At 63.9% G+C, this 19,269-nt stretch carries 19 protein-coding genes and 1 tRNA gene; 4 read left to right on the forward strand and 16 right to left on the reverse strand.

What is annotated here, in order from left to right:
- Nucleotides 1–5: 5 nt before the first annotated feature.
- The 15 genes from nuoF to tsaD form a co-directional block, all read right to left on the reverse strand.
- The gene (gene nuoF / locus CAP37_RS12245) at nucleotides 6–1,385 is read right to left on the reverse strand and encodes an NADH-quinone oxidoreductase subunit NuoF (RefSeq protein WP_086124417.1); all 1,380 of its coding nucleotides are present in this window, start codon (nucleotides 1,383–1,385) and stop codon (nucleotides 6–8) included.
- Complete coding sequence (nuoE, locus tag CAP37_RS12250; protein WP_086124418.1) at nucleotides 1,382–1,894, reverse strand: NADH-quinone oxidoreductase subunit NuoE; 513 nt, start codon at nucleotides 1,892–1,894, stop codon at nucleotides 1,382–1,384. Before nuoE ends, nuoF begins: the two co-directional genes overlap by 4 nt.
- Complete coding sequence (locus CAP37_RS12255; RefSeq protein ID WP_086124419.1) at nucleotides 1,891–3,144, reverse strand: NADH-quinone oxidoreductase subunit D; 1,254 nt, start codon at nucleotides 3,142–3,144, stop codon at nucleotides 1,891–1,893. The genes nuoE and CAP37_RS12255 overlap by 4 nt, the downstream gene beginning before the upstream one ends.
- 8 nt (nucleotides 3,145–3,152) lie before the next feature.
- Nucleotides 3,153–3,776 (reverse strand): NADH-quinone oxidoreductase subunit C, encoded by a 624-nt coding sequence (locus CAP37_RS12260; protein ID WP_086124420.1) that lies wholly within the window; start codon nucleotides 3,774–3,776, stop codon nucleotides 3,153–3,155.
- Nucleotides 3,777–3,825: 49 nt separating this feature from the next.
- Nucleotides 3,826–4,305, reverse strand: a complete 480-nt coding sequence (locus CAP37_RS12265; RefSeq protein ID WP_056273769.1) for an NADH-quinone oxidoreductase subunit B family protein — start codon at nucleotides 4,303–4,305, stop codon at nucleotides 3,826–3,828.
- 36 nt (nucleotides 4,306–4,341) lie between these two features.
- Nucleotides 4,342–4,701 carry an NADH-quinone oxidoreductase subunit A gene (locus CAP37_RS12270; protein WP_086124421.1) on the reverse strand — a complete coding sequence of 120 codons (360 nt, stop codon included), beginning with the start codon at nucleotides 4,699–4,701 and terminating at the stop codon, nucleotides 4,342–4,344.
- A 46-nt stretch (nucleotides 4,702–4,747) separates the two neighbouring features.
- Nucleotides 4,748–4,832: transfer RNA gene (locus tag CAP37_RS12275), tRNA-Leu, on the reverse strand.
- Between the two features lie 146 nt (nucleotides 4,833–4,978).
- A complete protein-coding gene (gene secG, locus CAP37_RS12280; RefSeq protein ID WP_086124422.1) occupies nucleotides 4,979–5,401 on the reverse strand; it encodes a preprotein translocase subunit SecG in 423 nt (140 codons plus the stop codon).
- Nucleotides 5,402–5,451: 50 nt separating this feature from the next.
- Nucleotides 5,452–6,198 carry a triose-phosphate isomerase gene (tpiA, locus tag CAP37_RS12285; protein ID WP_086124423.1) on the reverse strand — a complete coding sequence of 249 codons (747 nt, stop codon included), beginning with the start codon at nucleotides 6,196–6,198 and terminating at the stop codon, nucleotides 5,452–5,454.
- A gap of 20 nt (nucleotides 6,199–6,218) precedes the next feature.
- Nucleotides 6,219–7,208 (reverse strand): NAD(P)H-quinone oxidoreductase, encoded by a 990-nt coding sequence (locus CAP37_RS12290; protein WP_086124971.1) that lies wholly within the window; start codon nucleotides 7,206–7,208, stop codon nucleotides 6,219–6,221.
- 20 nt (nucleotides 7,209–7,228) lie between these two features.
- Nucleotides 7,229–9,361, reverse strand: coding sequence for a polyribonucleotide nucleotidyltransferase (gene pnp, locus CAP37_RS12295; protein ID WP_086124424.1), 2,133 nt, complete (start codon nucleotides 9,359–9,361; stop codon nucleotides 7,229–7,231).
- A 260-nt stretch (nucleotides 9,362–9,621) separates the two neighbouring features.
- Nucleotides 9,622–9,888: a 30S ribosomal protein S15 gene (gene rpsO / locus CAP37_RS12300; RefSeq protein ID WP_086124425.1), complete on the reverse strand. Its 267-nt coding sequence runs from the start codon at nucleotides 9,886–9,888 to the stop codon at nucleotides 9,622–9,624.
- A gap of 133 nt (nucleotides 9,889–10,021) precedes the next feature.
- The gene (locus CAP37_RS12305) at nucleotides 10,022–11,242 is read right to left on the reverse strand and encodes a pyridoxal phosphate-dependent aminotransferase (RefSeq protein ID WP_086124426.1); all 1,221 of its coding nucleotides are present in this window, start codon (nucleotides 11,240–11,242) and stop codon (nucleotides 10,022–10,024) included.
- Nucleotides 11,242–12,543 carry a branched-chain amino acid ABC transporter substrate-binding protein gene (locus CAP37_RS12310; protein ID WP_086124972.1) on the reverse strand — a complete coding sequence of 434 codons (1,302 nt, stop codon included), beginning with the start codon at nucleotides 12,541–12,543 and terminating at the stop codon, nucleotides 11,242–11,244. Before CAP37_RS12310 ends, CAP37_RS12305 begins: the two co-directional genes overlap by 1 nt.
- A 102-nt stretch (nucleotides 12,544–12,645) precedes the next feature.
- Complete coding sequence (tsaD, locus tag CAP37_RS12315; protein WP_086124427.1) at nucleotides 12,646–13,746, reverse strand: tRNA (adenosine(37)-N6)-threonylcarbamoyltransferase complex transferase subunit TsaD; 1,101 nt, start codon at nucleotides 13,744–13,746, stop codon at nucleotides 12,646–12,648.
- Between the two features lie 73 nt (nucleotides 13,747–13,819).
- On the opposite strand from tsaD, the gene CAP37_RS12320 reads away from it, so the two are divergent.
- From CAP37_RS12320 to CAP37_RS12335, 4 genes are all read left to right on the forward strand, one after another.
- Nucleotides 13,820–15,082 (forward strand): nitrate regulatory protein, encoded by a 1,263-nt coding sequence (locus CAP37_RS12320; RefSeq protein ID WP_086124428.1) that lies wholly within the window; start codon nucleotides 13,820–13,822, stop codon nucleotides 15,080–15,082.
- Between the two features lie 352 nt (nucleotides 15,083–15,434).
- Nucleotides 15,435–16,721: a CmpA/NrtA family ABC transporter substrate-binding protein gene (locus CAP37_RS12325; protein ID WP_086124429.1), complete on the forward strand. Its 1,287-nt coding sequence runs from the start codon at nucleotides 15,435–15,437 to the stop codon at nucleotides 16,719–16,721.
- 25 nt (nucleotides 16,722–16,746) lie between these two features.
- Nucleotides 16,747–17,670 carry a nitrate ABC transporter permease gene (gene ntrB, locus CAP37_RS12330; protein ID WP_086124430.1) on the forward strand — a complete coding sequence of 308 codons (924 nt, stop codon included), beginning with the start codon at nucleotides 16,747–16,749 and terminating at the stop codon, nucleotides 17,668–17,670.
- A complete protein-coding gene (locus tag CAP37_RS12335; protein ID WP_086124431.1) occupies nucleotides 17,667–18,494 on the forward strand; it encodes an ABC transporter ATP-binding protein in 828 nt (275 codons plus the stop codon). Before ntrB ends, CAP37_RS12335 begins: the two co-directional genes overlap by 4 nt.
- Nucleotides 18,495–18,512: 18 nt before the next feature.
- On the opposite strand, the gene CAP37_RS12340 is transcribed toward CAP37_RS12335, so the two are convergent.
- Complete coding sequence (locus CAP37_RS12340; RefSeq protein WP_086124432.1) at nucleotides 18,513–19,094, reverse strand: serine O-acetyltransferase; 582 nt, start codon at nucleotides 19,092–19,094, stop codon at nucleotides 18,513–18,515.
- Nucleotides 19,095–19,269 lie beyond the last annotated feature (175 nt).

Consider the following 19,269-nt stretch of genomic DNA (forward strand, 5'->3'; position numbering starts at 1 on the left):
TGTGTTCAGGCAACCTTGGCCGGGATGTGGGCGGTGGCAGCATTGATCTTGGCCTCGAACTCATGCCGGAAGTGTTTGATCATGGCGCGCACCGGCATGGCCGCTGCATCGCCCAGCGCGCAGATGGTGCGACCCATGATGTTCTCGGCCACGTTGTCGAGCAGCGCCATGTCGGCCGGCTTGCCCAGGCCACGGTCGATGCGGTCGACCACGCGCCACAGCCAGCCTGTGCCCTCGCGACACGGTGTGCACTGCCCGCAGGATTCGTGCATGTAGAAGTACGACAGGCGCTTGAGCGACTCGACCATGCAGCGCGAATCGTCCATCACGATAACGGCACCCGAGCCCAGCATGGAGCCGGCCTTGGCGATGGAGTCGTAGTCCATCGTGCACTCCATCATGATGTTCGCGGGCAGCACGGGCGCCGACGATCCACCGGGAATCACGGCTTTGAGAGTGCGGCCCTTGCGCACACCGCCAGCGAGTTCGAGCAGCTTGCTGAAGGGCGTGCCCAGCGGCACTTCATAGTTGCCGGGCAGTTCTACATCGCCACTGACGGAGTAGATCTTGGTGCCGCCGTTGTTGGGCTTGCCGCAGGCGAGGTAAGCCGCGCCACCATTTCGGATGATCCACGGCACCGCAGCAAACGTCTCGGTGTTGTTGATGGTGGTGGGCTTGCCGTACAGGCCGAAGCTGGCGGGGAATGGTGGCTTGAAGCGGGGCTGTCCCTTCTTGCCTTCGAGCGACTCGAGCAGCGCAGTTTCTTCACCGCAGATGTAGGCGCCGAAACCGTGAGCAGCGTGCAACTGGAAGTTGAACCCGCTGCCCATGATGCCGTCGCCCAGATAGCCTTCGGCGCGAGCCTCCTCCAGCGCGGCTTCGAATCGGTCGTACGCTTCGAAGATTTCGCCGTGGATGTAGTTGTACCCAACGCTGATGCCCATGGCGTAGGCGGCGATTGCCATGCCTTCGATCACGATGTGCGGGTTGTACATCAGGATGTCGCGGTCCTTGCAGGTGCCCGGTTCGCCTTCATCCGAGTTGCACACCAGGTACTTCTGGCCGGGGAACTGGCGCGGCATGAAGCTCCACTTCAGACCGGTGGGAAAGCCTGCACCGCCACGTCCACGCAGCGCCGACTCCTTCAAGGTGGCAATCACCTGATCCTGCGTCATCCCGACCACGGGCGGATCGCCCGCAGGCGGCGAGCCATCCTGGCCGAGCACCTTGCGCAGCGCCTGGTAACCACCCCGTGCCACGTAGTCCTTCAGCGACCAGTTGGCGCCGTCGAGGTCGGCGTAGATCTGCGGATTGATGTGCCGACCGTGGAAACAGGTCTGCAGGCCGGTTGCGCGGAACTGGGAGAGGATCTGCTCGGCGTTCATGACTGTCCTTCCGATGCCCGCAAACCATCGATCAATTGATCGAGTTTGTCGTTGCTCATGAAGCTGCACATGTGGCGATCGTTGACCAGCATCACCGGCGAATCGGCGCAGGCGCCCAGGCACTCGCTCTGCTGCAGGGTGAACATGCCGTCGGCCGTGGTCTCGCCCATGGTGATACCGAGCTTGCGCTCGAGATGGTGCAAGGCATGCGCGCCGTCGCGCAACTGGCACGGCAGATTGGTGCAGACGTTGAGCTTGAACTTGCCCACCGGCTGCTGGTTGTACATGTTGTAGAAGGTGGTGACCTCGTGCACGGCGATGGTTTCCATGCGCAGGTAGGCCGCCAGCGCGGCCTCGTCGGCCAGGCTCACGTGGCCCCGCTCCTGCTGGATGACGGCAAGACATGCCATCACGGCCGACTGGCGTTGCTCGCCCGGGTACTTGGCGACCTCGCGATCGAAACGCTGGATCGTGGATTCCGCAAAGGATGCGGTCGTATCGGTGCTCATCGGTCGATCTCTCCGAAAACGATGTCCATGGTGCCGATGATGGCCACCGCGTCGGCCAGCATGTGGCCACGCGCCATCTCGTCCATGGTGGCCAGGTGAGCGAAACCCGGCGCGCGAATCTTCAGGCGGTAAGGCTTGTTGGCACCGTCGCTCACGAGGTAGATGCCGAACTCGCCCTTGGGGTGTTCCACGGCGGCATAGGCCTCGCCCTCGGGCACATGGAAACCTTCGGTAAAGAGCTTGAAGTGGTGAATCAACTCTTCCATGTTGGCCTTCATGGCCTCACGCGCAGGAGCCGCCACCTTGTGGTTGTCGGTGATCACCGGGCCCGGGTTGGCGCGCAGCCATTTCACGCACTGCTGGATGATCAGGTTGGACTGCTTCATCTCCTCCATGCGGACGAGGTAGCGGTCGTAACAATCGCCGGTCTTGCCCACAGGGATGTCGAACGACATCTGGTCGTAAACGTCGTAGGGCTGCTTCTTGCGCAGGTCCCAGGCAATGCCGGAGCCGCGCAACATCGGGCCGGTCATGCCCAGGTTCAGTGCTCGTTCAGGCGTGACCACGCCGATGCCCACAGTGCGCTGTTTCCAGATGCGGTTGTCCGTGAGCAGCGTGTGGTACTCGGCCAGGTAGGTGGGGAAGCGCTGGGTGAAATCGTCGATGAAGTCCAGCAGCGAGCCCTGGCGGTTCTCGTTGAGCCGAGCCACACCGCGCGCATTGCGCACCTTGCTGGCGCGGTACTGCGGCATGGTTTCGGGCAGATCGCGGTACACGCCACCGGGACGGAAGTAGGCTGCATGCATGCGGGCGCCCGACACCGCCTCGTACATGTCGAACAGATCCTCGCGCTCGCGGAAGGCGTAGATGAGGATGGTGGAACTGCCGCAATCGTTGCCATGCGAGCCCAGCCACATGAGGTGGTTGAGCATGCGCGTGATCTCGGAAAACATCACGCGGATGTACTGCGCGCGCACCGGCACGTCGATGCCGAGCAACTTTTCGATGGCCAGGCAGTAGGCATGCTCGTTGCACATCATGGACACGTAGTCCAGGCGGTCCATGTAGGGCAACGACTGGATGTAGGTCTTGTGCTCGGCCAGCTTTTCGGTGGCGCGGTGCAGCAGGCCGATGTGCGGGTCGGCGCGCTGCACGACCTCGCCATCGAGCTCCAGCACCAGACGCAGCACGCCGTGCGCGGCCGGGTGCTGCGGGCCGAAGTTCAGGGTGTAGTTCTTGATTTCTGCCATGGGTGTGTTCAGTGCAGACCGCCGTAGTTGTCTTCGCGAATGATGCGTGGCGTGATTTCGCGTGGCTCGATGGTCACCGGCTCGTAGATCACGCGCTGGCGCTCGGCGTCGTAGCGCATCTCGACGTGGCCCGACAACGGGAAGTCCTTGCGGAACGGATGGCCGATGAAGCCGTAGTCGGTGAGGATGCGGCGCAGATCGTCGTGGCCATCGAACACGATACCGTAGAGATCGAAAGCCTCTCGCTCGTACCAGTTGGCGGCGGCCCACAGGGATGTGACCGAGTCGAGCACCGGGAAGTCGTCTTCCGGGCAGAACACGCGCACACGCACACGGTGGTTGTGCTCGACCGAAAGCAGGTGCACCACAGCGGCGAAGCGCTGGCCTTCCCAGCGACCATCACCGTAGGTCTGGTAGTCCATGCCGCAGAGGTCGATGAGCTGTTCGAAGCGCGCTTCCGGCGCATCACGCAGCATCTGCATGACCGCCAGGTAGTCGGCAGCACTCACCGTCAGGGTGAGCTCGCCCCGCGCCACGGTGAGCGACACGGCACGATCGCCAAGCAGTTTGCCCAGGGCGCTCTGCAGCGCCTCGGGTTCGACGGCGTGGGGGGTGACGACGGAGTCGGTCATGAAGGTTCTTTCAATGCCCTGGCGTACAACGAATGCAAAGACGGCGCGCTCAGGCCCGGGCGATGGTTTGTGTGCGGCGGATCTTCTGCTGCAGCTGGATGATTCCGTAAAGCAGGGCTTCGGCGGTGGGCGGGCAACCGGGCACGTATACATCCACCGGCACGATGCGGTCGCAACCCCGCACCACGGAGTAGCTGTAGTGGTAGTAGCCGCCGCCGTTGGCGCAAGAGCCCATGGAAAGCACCCAGCGCGGCTCGGCCATCTGGTCGTAGACCTTGCGCAGAGCCGGCGCCATCTTGTTGCAAAGCGTGCCCGCCACGATCATCAGATCGGACTGACGGGGACTGGCGCGAAACACCTCCGAGCCGAAGCGGCCGATGTCGTAGCGCGCCGCAGCCGCGTGCATCATCTCGACCGCGCAGCACGCCAGACCGAAGGTCATGGGCCACAGCGAGCCCGTCTTGGCCCAGTTCACCACCGAGTCGTAGCTGGTGGTGACGAAACCTTCCTTGAATACGCCTTCAATCATGAAACGCTCCGGTGCATTCGTGTGTGTTCTTGAAGTTCATTCCCAGTCCAGCGCGCCCTTCTTCCACTCGTAAGCGAAGCCCACGGTGAGGATGGCAAGGAAGACCACGCCCGCGAGAAACCCGGTAACTCCGATGTCGGAAAAAGCCACGGCCCAGGGAATGAGAAAAGCGATCTCGAGATCGAACAAGATGAAGAGAATGGCCACGAGGTAATAGCGCACATCGAACTTCATGCGCGCGTCTTCGAAGGCCTCGAAGCCGCATTCGTAAGGGGAGTTTTTCTCGGCGTCCGGCAGGTTGGGGCCGAGGATGCAGCCGAGCACCTGCGGGATGATCCCGACGGCAATACCCACCAAGATGAACAGAAGAACGGGAAGGTATTGTTCGAGACTCATCTTGGTCGATTCCGCTGACACGGTGTGGGACCGTGTTGCCAAAGATTGGTGCCGACGGCGAGACTCGAACTCGCACAGCTTTCGCCACTACCCCCTCAAGATAGCGTGTCTACCAATTTCACCACGTCGGCTGGTCTGCATTTGTCGGCCCGCGAGGAACAGTGCGGGCCTTGCTGACAAGCTATGGAGTTTACCCTGAAACCCCCCCTGTTTTTGCAGCGCAGCAGAGGATTTTCTGAGGTGCCCGCCATGGACGGCGGACACATCGCAAATCAGATTACTTCGAGGGAATCTGCCCCGCGCCTTCGGCCGCAGGCTGGGGTGCCGCACCGGAAGCAGCCGGTGCAGGTGCTGGAGCCATGCCCGGCGTGCTGCCTGGAATCTGCTGGGCTGCGCCGGCCGGCTGGGCGGGTGCGGCCACACCTTCGAGCACGCTGCCCGAACTGGGTGCAGTGCGCAGGTTACCGAAGTAGGCCAGGCCCAGCGTGCAGCTCAGGAACACGGCGGCGAGCACGGCCGTGGTGCGTGAAAGAAAGTTGGCTCCACCCGAAGCGCCGAACAGACTGGCCGATCCAGCGCCGCCACCACCGAATGCAGCGCCCGCATCGGCACCTTTTCCGTGCTGCATGAGGATGAGGCCGATCATGGCCAGGGCCGACAGAATCTGCACCGCCAGCAAAAGGGTCAATACGATGTTCATTGGTTACTCCGGGAAACTTTGAGTGCCGTGTCCAAGGGACACGAAAAAGGTTAACGGGCTGCGCCCACGATCTGGAGGAAGTCAGCCACTTTCAATGAAGCGCCGCCGATCAGGCCGCCGTCGATATCGGGTTGCGCCAGCAGACTGGCGGCGTTGGCCGCGTTCATGCTGCCGCCATAAAGGATGTGTACGCGTTCCGGGTGCTGAGTGGCAGCCGCAATCTGCGCGCGCAGCACGGCATGAACCTGCTGCGCTTGCTCGGGCGTGGCGGTCTTGCCGGTGCCAATGGCCCACACGGGTTCGTAGGCCACCACGATTTCACTGGTGCAATGCGCCACCACATGGATCACAGCGGCAAGCTGGCGTTTGACCACGAGTTCGGTCTGACCCGCCTCCCGCTCGGACAATGTTTCGCCCACGCACACGATCGGCGTGATGCCCGCCGCCAGTGCGCGTTGTGCCTTGTTGGCCACGGTCACATCGCTCTCCGCGTGGTACTGCCGACGCTCGGAATGACCCACGATCACATAGCGGCAACCGAAGTCGCGCAGCATCGCGGCCGACACTTCGCCGGTGTAGGCGCCCTGCTCATGGGCAGATACATCCTGCGCGCCCCAGCCGATCGGTGAGCCCTGGAGCAGACCCTGCACCTGCGCGAGGTAAGGCGCGCTCACGCACAGAGCCATGTCGGCAGCCGGTGAGGCAGCGCCGAGTCCATCGAGCATGGCCTTGACCAGCGCTTCGTTGGCGGCCAGCGAGCCGTTCATCTTCCAGTTGCCAGCGATCAGTTTTCTCATGCTCGTTCGTCTCTCTGCTTTCAGGACCAGTTCAGCACCAGCTTGCCCACGTGCTGATTGGATTCCATCAGCGTGTGCGCGGCAGCGGCGTCGCCGGCCTTGAACACTTCGTGAATAACGGGACGGATACGGCCATCGGACAACAACGGCCACACGTTCTGGCGAAGAGACTGCGCAATCGCCGTCTTGAACGCCACCGAACGCGGCCGCAATGTGGACCCTGTGACCGTGAGCCGTCGGCGCAGCACAAGCCCGGCGTTGATCTCGGCCTTCACGCCGCCCTGGACCGCGATGATCACGAGGCGGCCGTCCTCGGCCAGACACTCGATCTCGCGGGCCACGTAGGCGCCAGCGACCATGTCGAGGATGACATCGACGCCCTTTTTGTCGGTGAGCCGCGCCACCTCTTCCACGAAGTCCTGCGTCCGGTAGTTGATCGCGTGATCGGCACCCAGTTGCAGGCAGGCGGCGCATTTTTCGTCGCTGCCCGCCGTGGCGATCACGCGCGCGCCCAGGGCCTTGGCCATCTGGATCGCGGTGACGCCGATGCCGCTGGTGCCGCCCTGAATGAGCAGGGTCTCACCCGCTTGCAGGCGGCCCCGGTCGAACACGTTGCTCCAGACGGTGAAGAAGGTCTCGGGCAAAGAAGCCGCAGCCACGTCGTCGAGCCCCTGCGGCACGGGGAGGCACTGGCCCACCGGCGCCACACACCACTGCGCGTAACCACCGCCAGCGACCAACGCGCAAACGCGGTCGCCGACTTTAAGGCCCGCTTCGGCCATGGCTGCCGCATCACCCGATTCGATGACCCCCGCCACCTCAAGACCAGGAATGTCAGAGGCGCCTGGTGGCACCGGGTAGTTGCCGGTGCGCTGCAGCACATCGGGGCGGTTCACGCCCGATGCGCTGACGCGAATCAGCAGCTCGCCCGCACCCGCCACCGGCACTGGCCGTTCGGCCAGGCGCAGCACCTCGGGTGCGCCATAGGCGCTGATTTCAACGGCCTGCATGACCGGCACCACTGGCGACATCAGACCTGGGGTTGCGCAGGCTGCGACTGCTCGCCGGTGTTGCGCTCGGCCAGTGCCTTCATGGACAACTTCACGCGGCCCTTTTCGTCGGTCTCGAGCACCTTAACGCGCACCACCTGGCCTTCGGTCAGGTAGTCGGTGACCTTTTCAACGCGTTCGTGCGCGATCTGGCTGATGTGCAGCAGGCCGTCCTTGCCCGGCAGCAGGTTGATCAGGGCACCGAAGTCGAGGATCTTGGTGACCGGGCCTTCGTAGACCTTGCCCACTTCGACTTCGGCGGTGATCTGCTCGATGCGGCGCTTGGCTTCGTCGGCCTTGGCCGAGTCGGTGGACGCGATGGTGATGGTGCCGTCTTCGTCGATGTTGATCTGCGTGCCGGTCTCTTCGGTCAGCGCGCGGATGACGGAACCGCCCTTGCCGATCACGTCGCGAATTTTCTCGGGGTTGATCTTCATGGTGAAGAGCTTGGGCGCGAAGTTGGACACTTCGGTCTTGGCTTCGCCCATGGCTTCCTGCATCTTGCCCAAGATGTGCATGCGCGCTTCCTTGGCCTGTGCCAGTGCGACCTGCATGATTTCCTTGGTGATGCCCTGGATCTTGATGTCCATCTGCAGCGCCGAGATGCCGTTGGTGGTGCCGGCAACCTTGAAGTCCATGTCGCCCAGATGATCTTCGTCACCCAGGATGTCGGTCAGCACGGCGAAGCGGTTGCCGTCCTTGATCAGGCCCATGGCGATGCCGGCCACGTGGGCTTTCATCGGCACGCCAGCGTCCATCAGTGCCAGGCAGCCGCCGCACACCGATGCCATCGACGAAGAGCCGTTGGATTCGGTGATTTCGGACACCACACGCATCGTGTAGGGGAAGTCTTCCTTGCTGGGCAGGGCGGCGATCAGCGCGCGCTTGGCCAGACGGCCGTGGCCGATTTCGCGGCGCTTGGGCGTGCCGAAGCGGCCAGCTTCACCGGTGGCGAAGGGAGGCATGTTGTAGTGGAGCATGAAGCGGTCTTCAAACTCGCCGGCCAGCGCGTCGATGCGCTGAGCGTCGCGATCGGTGCCGAGCGTGGCCACCACCAGCGCCTGGGTTTCACCCCGGGTGAACAAGGCCGAACCGTGGGTGCGCGGCAGCAGGCCGTTGCGGATTTCAATGGCGCGAACGGTGCGCGTGTCGCGGCCGTCGATGCGCGGCTCGCCGGCCAGAATCTGGCCCCGAACGATCTTGGCTTCGATCTCGAACAGCAGGGCTTCAATGGCCACGTTGTCGAACGCCACGCCTTCGGATTTCAGGGCAGCAAACACATCGGCGTAGGCGGCGCGGCAGGCCTGCGTGCGGGCCTGCTTGTTGCGAATCTGGTAAGCGGCCTCGAGCTTGGCCTTGGCCAGACCGTCGATTTTCGCGATCAGCGGTTCGTCCTTGGCCGGCGGCTGCCAGTCCCAGGCCGGCTTGCCGGCGTCGCGCACCAGGTCGTTGATGGCGGCAATGGCAATGTTGCCCTGCTCGTGGCCGAACACCACGGCGCCGAGCATGATTTCTTCAGACAGCTGATCGGCTTCGGACTCCACCATGAGCACGGCGGCTTCAGTACCGGCCACCACGAGGTCGAGCTGGCTGCCCTTCAACTGGGTCTGGCCCGGGTTGAGCACGTACTGGCCGTTGATGTAGCCCACGCGAGCGGCGCCAATGGGGCCGTTGAACGGGATGCCGCTCACGGACAGGGCGGCCGAGGTGGCGATCATGGCGGCGATGTCGGCCTGCACTTCGGGGTTCAGGCTGACCACATGCACGATCACCTGAACTTCGTTGTAGAAGCCTTCAGGGAACAGCGGGCGGATCGGACGGTCGATCAGGCGGCAGGTCAGCGTTTCGAGTTCGCTGGGGCGGCCTTCGCGCTTGAAGAAGCTGCCGGGGATCTTGCCAGCGGCATACGACTTCTCGGTGTAGTCCACGGTCAGGGGGAAGAAGTCCTGGCCGGCCTTGGCTTCGGTCTTGGCGACCACGGTGGCGAGCACCACGGTGTCATCGATGTTGACCAGCACGGCGCCGGTGGACTGGCGGGCGATTTCGCCGGTTTCCATGGTGACCGTGTGGGGGCCCCACTGGAAGGTCTTGGTGACTTTGTTGAACATGCTCATGTTGTCTCTCCGTTAAATGCTCCCGCGTGTGGCGGAAGGCTCAACGTGCAGCGTGGCTGCACAAAACCCGGAAACACAACCCAGAACACGATGCCATTCCAGTTGGACTGTGGGCGCCCTGCTGCACGCACAAACCGCCTGGAATGACACAGCTTCGCTCTGTTGTCGATGCTTCCGGAATCAAAAATGGCCGATGACAAGCAAAAAACGCCCAAGCCGGCGAACCAACTCAGGCGTTTTGCGTGTCACAGCCGGCCCAATTACTTGCGCAGGCCCAGTTTCTGGATCAGGGCCAGGTAACGATCGGCGTCTTTGGACTTCAGGTAGTCGAGCAGCTTGCGACGGCGGCTCACCATGCGAAGCAGGCCACGGCGACCGTGGTGATCCTTGGCATGGGTCTTGAAATGGGGGGTCAGCTCGTTGATGCGAGCGGTGAGCAGGGCAACCTGCACTTCAGGGCTGCCGGTGTCGTTGGCAGCGCGTGCGTTGGCCGATACGACCTCAGCCTTGATGGATTGGGCGATCATGAAAATCCTTGGTTTTGACTTGCGTCCCGTCGCAGCTGGCAGGCTTTCCGGAAGGTGTCCGGAACCATGGGCCGCAGCGGGCGTGAATTGCCGTCCGTAAAGACAGCAACCGGCGATTATAGTCCAGACGGATTCAACGAGCCTGGACGTCGATCCAGTGACGAAGGCGCCGTACGCCCTCCACCAGCCGCTCCTTGTCTCGGCTGGCGAAACACCAGCGCAGCCAGCCAGCCGCTTCCGGGCTGAAGGCGCTGCCCGGCGCCAGGCCCAGGCCGGCCTCGCGGACCAGCCGCTTGGCGGTGTCCAGACAGTCGGCCTGCCCTTCCAGCCGGAAAAAGGCGTACATGCCCCCCAGCGGCTCGGCCAGAGTGACGCCGGGAAGGCCGCGCAGCAAGGGCACCAGGGTGTCGCGACAGGCCTTGAGGTGGGCGACCAAGGCCGGCGTGACCTCATCCCCGCGCAGGAGCGCCTGGGTGGCCGCGCGCTGCACGAACACCGGCGCACACGAGGTGTTGTATTCGATCAGCTTGCCCATGGCGGCGGTGAGTTCGGCAGGCAGCACCAGCCAGCCCAGGCGCCAGCCGGTCATGAGGAAACTTTTGGAAAAGCTGTGGGCGACGATCACCCGGTCTTGCGGCTCGGCGACGTCGAGGAAGCTGCTGGCCGCACCATTGGGCGTGTCGCCCGCGTAATACAGGCGCTCGTAGACCTCGTCGGCCAGGATCCAGGTGCCGGTGCGTCGGCAATGCGCAAGAATCGCTTGCTGCTCGCCGGCGGTCAGCGTCCAGCCCGTGGGGTTGTTGGGCGCGTTGACGATCAGCATGCGGGTGGCTGGGGTGATGGCCGCCAGCAGCGCGTCCATGTCCAGCACCCAGGCACCGGCGCGCGGGCCGGTGGCGAGCACCTTCAAGGGCACCGATTTCACACGCGCGCCCATGATGAGCGGCTGCGCCACCAGATTGGGCCAGGCCGGTGTGACCACCACCACTTCGTCGCCCGCCTCCACGATCGCCTGCGAAGCCAGCATCAAGCCATTGACACCGCCGGACGTGACCGCCAGACGATCCCGCCAGTGCGCTGCGCCACGCCCCGGGTGCAGGCCATCGGTGTACACGGCCAGCGCCTCACGCAACTCCGGCAGGCCCAGGTTGTGCGCGTAGAACGTCTCACCGGCCTGCAGCGACGCGATGGCGGCTTCGCGGATGAATCCCGGCGTGACCTCGTCACTCTCGCCAAACCAGAACTTCAGCACGTCATCCCGGCCCAGGCCCTCGTTGGCCACTTCCCGGATGCGCGAGGCCTCCAGATCGGCAACGATCTGGCGCGGCTGGGGAGCGTGCAATGGGCGATTCATCAGGGTCGGGTCATGTTGCATCGATGGGGTTGCTCGGCCTGCTGCGGCGTGAGGTTGCGGATCACGCGGAAACCATAACCGGAGCCTTCAACGTCGAATTTCACACCTGGCGCACCCTGGCGGTCCATCACCGCCACGGCCAGGCGCTGCTGGAACTGGTGGTCGCTGGCGCGCATGCGCGCGGTCTGCCCGGCCAGCGTCACTTCTGCCTTTTCCAGCTGGGCGGCGATGTTCGCGGCGTTGATTTCCGCGCCGGCCGCACCCGCGCGTTCGATGGCCTGAGCCAGCGATTCGATCATGAGTTGCATGCGCATGTGCACGTAGTCGTCTGCAGGACTGGGGAAACGCTGGCGGAACGACTGGTAGAACGCATCGGACTCGGGCGTGGGCACGTTGGGGAACCAGTCGGCCACGGCGATCACCTTGCCAATGCCGGCATCGCCCATGGCGGCGGGCGCGCCCAGCGCGTTGCCGTAAAACGTGTAGAAGCTGCCTTCAAAGCCCACTTCACGCGCGGCCTTCACCAGAAGGGTGAGGTCGTTGCCCCAGTTGCCGGTGAGTACGGCCTGGGCACCGCTGGCCTTGATCTTGGAGGCGTACGGCAGGAAGTCCTTCACCCGCGCCATGGGGTGAAGTTCGTCGCCAACGATCTTCACGTCAGGCCGCTGGGAAGCGAGCTGGGTGCGCGCTTCGCGCAGCACGGTCTGTCCGAAGCTGTAGTCCTGGCCGATCAGGTAGATGCTCTTGAGCGCCTTGTCCTCGCGCAACACGCTCATGAGTGCGCTCACGCGCATGTCGGCATGGGCGTCGAAGCGGAAGTGCCAGTAGCTGCACTTCTCGTTGGTGAGAACCGGGTCCACCGCCGAGTAGTTCAGAAACAGCATCTGGCGCGCCGGTTCGCGCTCGTTGTGCTTGGCAATGGCCTCGATCAGCGCGCTGGCCGCCGCCGACGAGTTGCCTTGCGTGACGATGCTGATGCCTTTGTCGGACGCGGCGCGCAGGGAAGAGAGCGCCTCTTCGGCCTGGCCTTTGCTGTCAAAGCGCTCAATGACCAGTGGCCGGTTGCCGCCTTGCGCGGCCGGCAGCTTGACCCCACCGCGTGCGTTGACGCGTTCGGTGGCCCACACGAGGTTGCGAAACACCGCTTCGCCCGTGTTGGCGAAGGGCCCCGAGAGGCCCTCGATCATGGCGATGCGGATCGGCGCGCCTGTGGCGGGCGCAGGAGCCTGCGCCATGGCCAACGGGGCACCGAAGGCGCTGAGGAGCAGGGCCGCAAGAAGGCGGCGGCGAAGGGATGACAGTGATTTCATTCGGGATATTGATCCGGTGAGCGTCTGATTCGAGATGCCTGCAACCCCTCAATGGAGTCGCGCAGGCGACAGAAGCCGGATTCTAATTCATAATTACAGAGCACTTCCCGACCCGAGTTCGGCCAGCGGCCAGCGCGGCTTCACGTCAAATTGGTAGCCGGCTGCCGTGGCGCCCTCTTCCCAGGCCAGCCCTGCCTGCACGCGCATGCCAGCAGCCAACGCGATCATGGCGCCGTTGTCGGTGCAAAGGTGCAACTCGGGATAGTGCACGCGCACACCGGCCTTCTGACAGGCGGCATTCAAGGTTTCGCGCAGCAGCGCATTGGCACCCACACCACCCGCCACCACCAACCGGCGCAGGCCACTCTGCCGCACCGCCGACATCGACTTCTTCACCAGCACCTCGACGATGGCGGCCTGCACGCTCGCGGCCACGTCGGCCTTCTGCTGCAGGGTCAGTGGATCGGCCAGGTGGGTGGTGGCGGGCCCCTCGGGCCGGGCATGGGCCAGCCTCTTCACCTGGGTGAGCACGGCGGTCTTGAGGCCGGCGAAGGAAAAGTCCAGATCGCCGCTGTGCAGCAGGGGCCGCGGTAGTTTGTAAGCCAGCGGATCGCCCTGTAAGGCGAGTTTCGCGAGCGCGGGTCCACCGGGGTAGCCCAGCCCAAGCAGCTTGGCCGACTTGTCGAAAGCCTCGCCGGCGGCGTCGTCGATGGTTTCCCCCAGCAGCTCGTAGTGGCCCACGCCGTGGACCTGCATGAGCTGGCTGTGGCCACCCGAAACCAGCAGCGCCACGAACGGGAACTCAGGTGGATCGGCGCTCAGGAACGGCGAGAGCAGGTGGCCTTCGAGGTGGTGCACGCCGAGCACCGGCTTGTCCAGCGCAAAGCCCAGCGCGCACGCCACACCGGATCCGACGAGCAAGGCGCCGGCCAGGCCCGGGCCCCGGGTGTAGGCGACGGCGTCCACCACAGAAAGCGGCAGGCCGGCCTGCGCGAGCACGGCGTCGGTCAGCGGCAACACGCGGCGGATGTGATCGCGGCTGGCGAGTTCGGGCACCACACCGCCATAGGCCTGGTGCATCTCGATCTGGCTGTGCAGCGCGTGGCCGAGCAGGCGTGGCGTGCCACTGCCGCTGGCATCGACCAGCGCCACGCCGGTTTCGTCGCAAGACGATTCGATTCCCAGGATGAGCATGCGGGCAAGTGTACGAGGCGGCATGCTTGTTGCTCAGTAGTGCTTCAGTACTCGGATCCAATCCCCACGAACGATGAAAACGGGCCTGAACTTCCTCGTTGCCGCCAAGCGGTGCGAAATCGCCGAGCTGAGGCAGCTCGCGCTCACCAGCGCGCTGGTGAATGTGACCGGGCGTCTGGTGCACGCGCTGCAGCGCGAGCGCGGCCTCTCCAATCTGTACCTCGGTTCGCAGGGCACGCTGTTCACGACGATGCGCGCCCAGCAAATCCAGCAAAGCCAGCAGATCGAAGCCGAGTTGCGCGCCTGTTTCGATAGCCTGGACACCGAAACAGCCCGCCTGGGCCACGGCGCGCGTCTCTTCAGCCGAATCGCCTATGTGCTGCACGGCCTGGACGCGCTGGGTGGCTTGCGCGAGCAGGTCGAGACCCTGACCTGGAACACGCGCCAGTCCACCGACGCCTACGTGCGGCTCATCGCGGGTTTGCTGGCGGTGGTCTTCGAGGCGGCGGACAGCGCCAGCGACCCCGAGATCTCGCGCTTGCTGGTGGCCCTGTTCAATTTCATGCAGGGCAAGGAATTCGCAGGGCAGGAGCGCGCTGCGGGCTCGGCGCTGTTTGCTTCCGGCCGGGCGGAAGTGGCTGAACAGCAGCGCCTGCTGCATTTCATCGAATCGCAAGAGCGCTGTCTGCAGGTTTTCAGCGAATTCGCCAACCCGCAGGCCGCCGATCTCTGGATCAGCAGCCAGGCCAGCGCCATGCTGGCCGAGCTGGAGCGCCTGCGCCGGGTGCTGTGCACCGCCAGCGACGGGGCGCCGCTGAACGCCCAGCTCAGCCAGGCCTGGTTCGACTGCTGCACGCGCCGCATCGACCGCATGAAATCGGTGGAAGACCGGTTGACGCTCGACCTGTTGCGCGCGTGCGAGGACAAGATTCTGGCCGCCACGCGCGAACTCGAGTCTTTTCACGCGCTGAACCCCCAGCCCTCGCCGGAGACAGACGCCCTCTCCTTCTTTCGCGACACCCGCGTGGAAATACCACCGGCGCCGGCCACCTCGGGCTACGGGCTCCAGCTGGAGCGTTCAATCCTCGATCTGGTGCAGGAACAGGCCCGGCGACTGCAGACCATGGGGGAAGAGCTCGACACCGTGCGGGCCAGCCTGAACGAACGCAAGCTGATCGAACGCGCCAAGGGCCTGCTGATGGCGCACCGCCAGCTCACAGAAGAAGAAGCGCACAAGACCATGCGCCAGATGGCGATGAACCAGAACCGACGGCTGATCGAGGTGGCCGAGGCGGTGCTGGCCATGGCCGACGTGCTGCCCCACCGCCGACCTTGATGGCGCGTGCAGGTGTTGCAGTGCACAAATAGCGTGCCGGCACGTTCCTTTGCACCACATTGAAGCCGTTCTCGGCCATCCGGAAAGGCTCAAGTCAAAGGGTCCTACCGGTCTGGAAAAGAATTTCCTTTAAAAATCATGGCTCTATGCGGCCACCCGGGATAACCCATCAGGGATGGCACGCAACCTGCTTTGAACAAGGCAGGAGAAGTTGAGCCAATGGCGGCATGACTTTTCACCGTCTTCCCAGACACAGGACAACGGCGTCCATTTCCGGCTTGCGCAACGCGAGCCAGGAGATGGGCGCCGTTTTGCTTTGGGTACCGCTTTTTTTATCAGCAAGGAGTTGGACATGAACGCAGACACCACGACCACGAGCCCGGCCGCCGCCGAAAGCGAAGTCCAGGCCGCCTCGCGCCGCGAGTTCATCAAGAAAGGCACGGCCATCGGTGGCGCGGCCCTCTTCTCCACACTCGGGCACCACGGCGTGTGGGCGGCGGGCTCGGATGCACCGGAGAAAACCGAAGTGAAGATCGGGTTCATTCCGCTGACCGACTGCGCCAGCGTGGTGATGGCCGCCGAACTCGGCATCGACAAAAAATACGGCGTGAAGATCATTCCCACCAAGGAAGCGAGCTGGGCGGGTGTTCGCGACAAGCTGGTCAACGGCGAGCTGGACATGGCCCACGTGCTCTACGGTCTGATCTACGGGCTGCAGCTGGGCACCGCTGGCCCGAAAAAGGACATGGCGGTCCTGATGAACCTGAACCAGAACGGCCAGGCCATCACGCTCTCGAAGAAGCTGGCCGACAAAGGCGCCGTGGACGGCCCATCGCTCGCCAAGCTGATGGCCACCGAAAAGCGGGAATACACCTTCGCGCAGACCTTCCCGACCGGCACGCACGCCATGTGGCTCTATTACTGGCTCGCCGCTGCCGGCATCGACCCCATGAAGGACGCGCGCGCCATCGTGGTGCCACCGCCGCAGATGGTGGCCAACATGCGCGTAGGCAACATGGACGGCTTCTGCGTGGGTGAGCCGTGGAACCACCGCGCCATCATGGACGGCATCGGCGTCACCGCCAACACCACGCAGGACATCTGGAAGGACCACCCCGAGAAGGTGCTGGGCACTTCGGCCGAGTTCGTGCAGAAGAACCCGAACACCGCGCGCGCCGTGACGGCCGCCATTCTGGAAGCGGGCAAGTGGATCGACGCCGGCCTGCAGAACAAGAACAAGATGGCCGAAACCATTGCGCAGCGTTCTTACGTGAACACCAGCGTGGACGCCATCAACCAGCGCATCCTGGGCCGCTACCAGAACGGCATGGGGAAGACCTGGGACGATCCCAACCACATGAAGTTCTACAGCGACGGATCGGCCAACTTCCCCTACCTGAGCGACGGCATGTGGTTCCTCACGCAGCACAAGCGCTGGGGCTTGCTCAAGTCGCACCCCGACTACCTGGCCGTCGCCAGACAGGTCAACCGCATCGACATCTTCAAACAGGCGGCCACGGCCAGCAAAACCTCGCTGCCGAAGTCCGAGATGCGCAGTGCGAAGCTGATGGACGGTGTGGTGTGGGACGGCAAAGACCCGGCGAAGTACGCCGACAGCTTCAAGATCAACGCGGCCTGACAGGCCAAAGCACCGGAGAAACACCATGGTCAGTGCCGTTTTCCATTCGCCGCTGGAGGGGTTGTCTGCGTCTGCGGCGCCGGCCAGCACCACCTCCAGCATGTCGATCATCCAGCCCCCCGTCGCCCAAGTCCCGCCCACGTCTCCCGCGTCCACGGGGGGCTGGGATTTGCGGTTTCTCTGGGCGGGCGTGCTGCCACCGGTGCTGGGGCTGGTGTTCCTGGTGGTGGTGTGGTCCATCGTGGCCAGCACCAGCAACAGTGGCATCCCCACGCCCATGCAGACGTGGACGCAGGCGGTGGAGGTGTTCTCCGATCCGTTCTACCAGGTCGGTCCGAACGACCAGGGTGTGGGCTGGAATGTGCTGATGTCGCTGCAGCGCGTGGCCATCGGCTTCGGTCTGGCCGCGCTTGTGGGCATTCCGGCCGGCTTCGCCATCGGGCGCTTCGAATTCCTGAGTCGCATGTTCAACCCGCTCATCAGCCTGCTGCGCCCGGTCTCGCCATTGGCCTGGCTGCCGATCGGTCTGCTGGTGTTCAAAGGCGCCAACCCGGCTGCCATCTGGACCATCTTCATCTGCTCCATCTGGCCCATGATCATCAACACCGCCGTGGGCGTGCAACGCGTGCCACAGGACTACATGAACGTGGCTCGTGTGCTCAACCTGAGCGAGTGGAAGATCTTCACCAAGATCCTGTTCCCGGCCGTGCTGCCTTATCTACTCACTGGCGTGCGCCTGGCCGTGGGCACAGCCTGGCTGGTGATCGTTGCTGCCGAGATGCTGACCGGTGGTGTGGGCATTGGCTTCTGGATCTGGGACGAGTGGAACAACCTCAACGTTGCCAGCATCATCATCGCGATCTTCGTCATCGGCATCGTGGGCCTGGTGCTCGAATTCGGCCTCATCAAACTGGCCACGCTGTTCACCTACGAAGAGGTGAAGTCATGACCCTTCGACAAGCTCAGGACGATCGGTCCATGAAGTACATCGAGATCCAGGGCGTCGAGCAGACCTTCAAGACGAAGAAGGGCAACTTCCCCGCGCTGCGCGACATCAACCTGACCGTGGCCAAAGGCGAGTTCGTCACCCTCATCGGCCACTCGGGCTGCGGCAAGTCCACGCTGCTCAACCTGATTGCCGGCCTTACCACGCCCACCAGCGGCGTGCTGCTGTGCGCCGACAGGGAGATCGCAGGCCCGGGCCCCGAGCGCGCGGTGGTGTTTCAGAACCACTCGCTGCTGCCCTGGTTGACGTGCTTTGAAAACGTGTACCTGGCGGTGGAGCGCGTCTTTGGCGCCACCGAGAACAAGCCGCAGCTCAAGGCTCGCACCGAAGCCGCGCTGGCGCTGGTGGGCCTGACCCCGGCCGCACAGAAACGCCCGGGCGAAATCTCGGGCGGCATGAAGCAGCGCGTGGGTATCGCGCGGGCGCTGTCCATGGAACCCAAGGTGTTGTTGATGGACGAACCGTTCGGCGCACTCGATGCCCTCACCCGCGCCAAGCTCCAGGACGAGCTGCTGGAGATCGTGGCGCGCACGCACAGCACGGTGGTGATGGTGACGCACGACGTGGATGAAGCGGTGCTGCTTTCAGACCGCATCGTGATGCTGACCAACGGTCCGGCCGCCACGATTGGTGAGGTGCTCACGGTGGATCTGCCTCGCCCGCGCAACCGCGTGGCACTGGCCGACGACCCGCACTACCAGCAGGCAAGAAAGGCCGTCATCGATTTTCTCTACACGCGCCAGGCGCATGTAGAAAAGGTGGCTTGAATGAACTTGCGCCCGTCCTCAGGCCCGTTCAGTTTCCGGCTCGAGTCCATCCAGGATGACCGGGTCTTCTTCCACCCAGTCGCGAGAGGCCGTACCTCGCGGCTTGCGGGGCTTCACTCTGGCAGGCACACCCACCGCAATCGAATTGGACGGCACATCGCGGGTCACCACCGCATTGGCGCCGATGTTCACGTTGTCACCAATGACGATGCGACCCAGCAATTTGGCCCCTGCGCCAATGTCGACGTTGTTGCCGATCACGGGCGCGCAAGGATCTTCAACACGGGCCAGACCCACCACCACCCCGGTGCGGATACGGCAGTTGTCGCCAAACTGCGCATAGCCGCTCACCACAACGCCACCCGAGTGATCGATGATGAAATTTTTCCCCACCCGGACTTCGCAGGGCAACTCGATGCCGGCAATCACCTGCACGAACTTGAAGAGCACCTTGTACAGGAGCGAAAAGGCTTTGCGCAGCACCGGTGGACGAATGCCGTAACGCCAGCGACCCAGCCGATACACCGCCATGGCCCAGAAGCCTTGCGCACCCCAATCGCTCCCATGAGCGCGGAAATCGGCGCGAATATTGTCGAACATGGAGAGTCTGCAGATCCACAGGAAGAAATGAACAGGAAGCGTCGGCCATGGCCTGACCATTCCAGATGCGACGTGCGTGAAAGAAAGCGCGCTCTTCTTGTTGTAACAAGCGTGATCGCCGACCGGCCACCCATGGACCTTGCACGCTGCAAGAAGTTGCATCTGTGCGGTAGGG

Source organism: Hydrogenophaga sp. IBVHS1, from assembly GCF_002127265.1.
In the GTDB taxonomy this organism is placed as follows: Bacteria; Pseudomonadota; Gammaproteobacteria; order Burkholderiales; family Burkholderiaceae_C; genus Hydrogenophaga.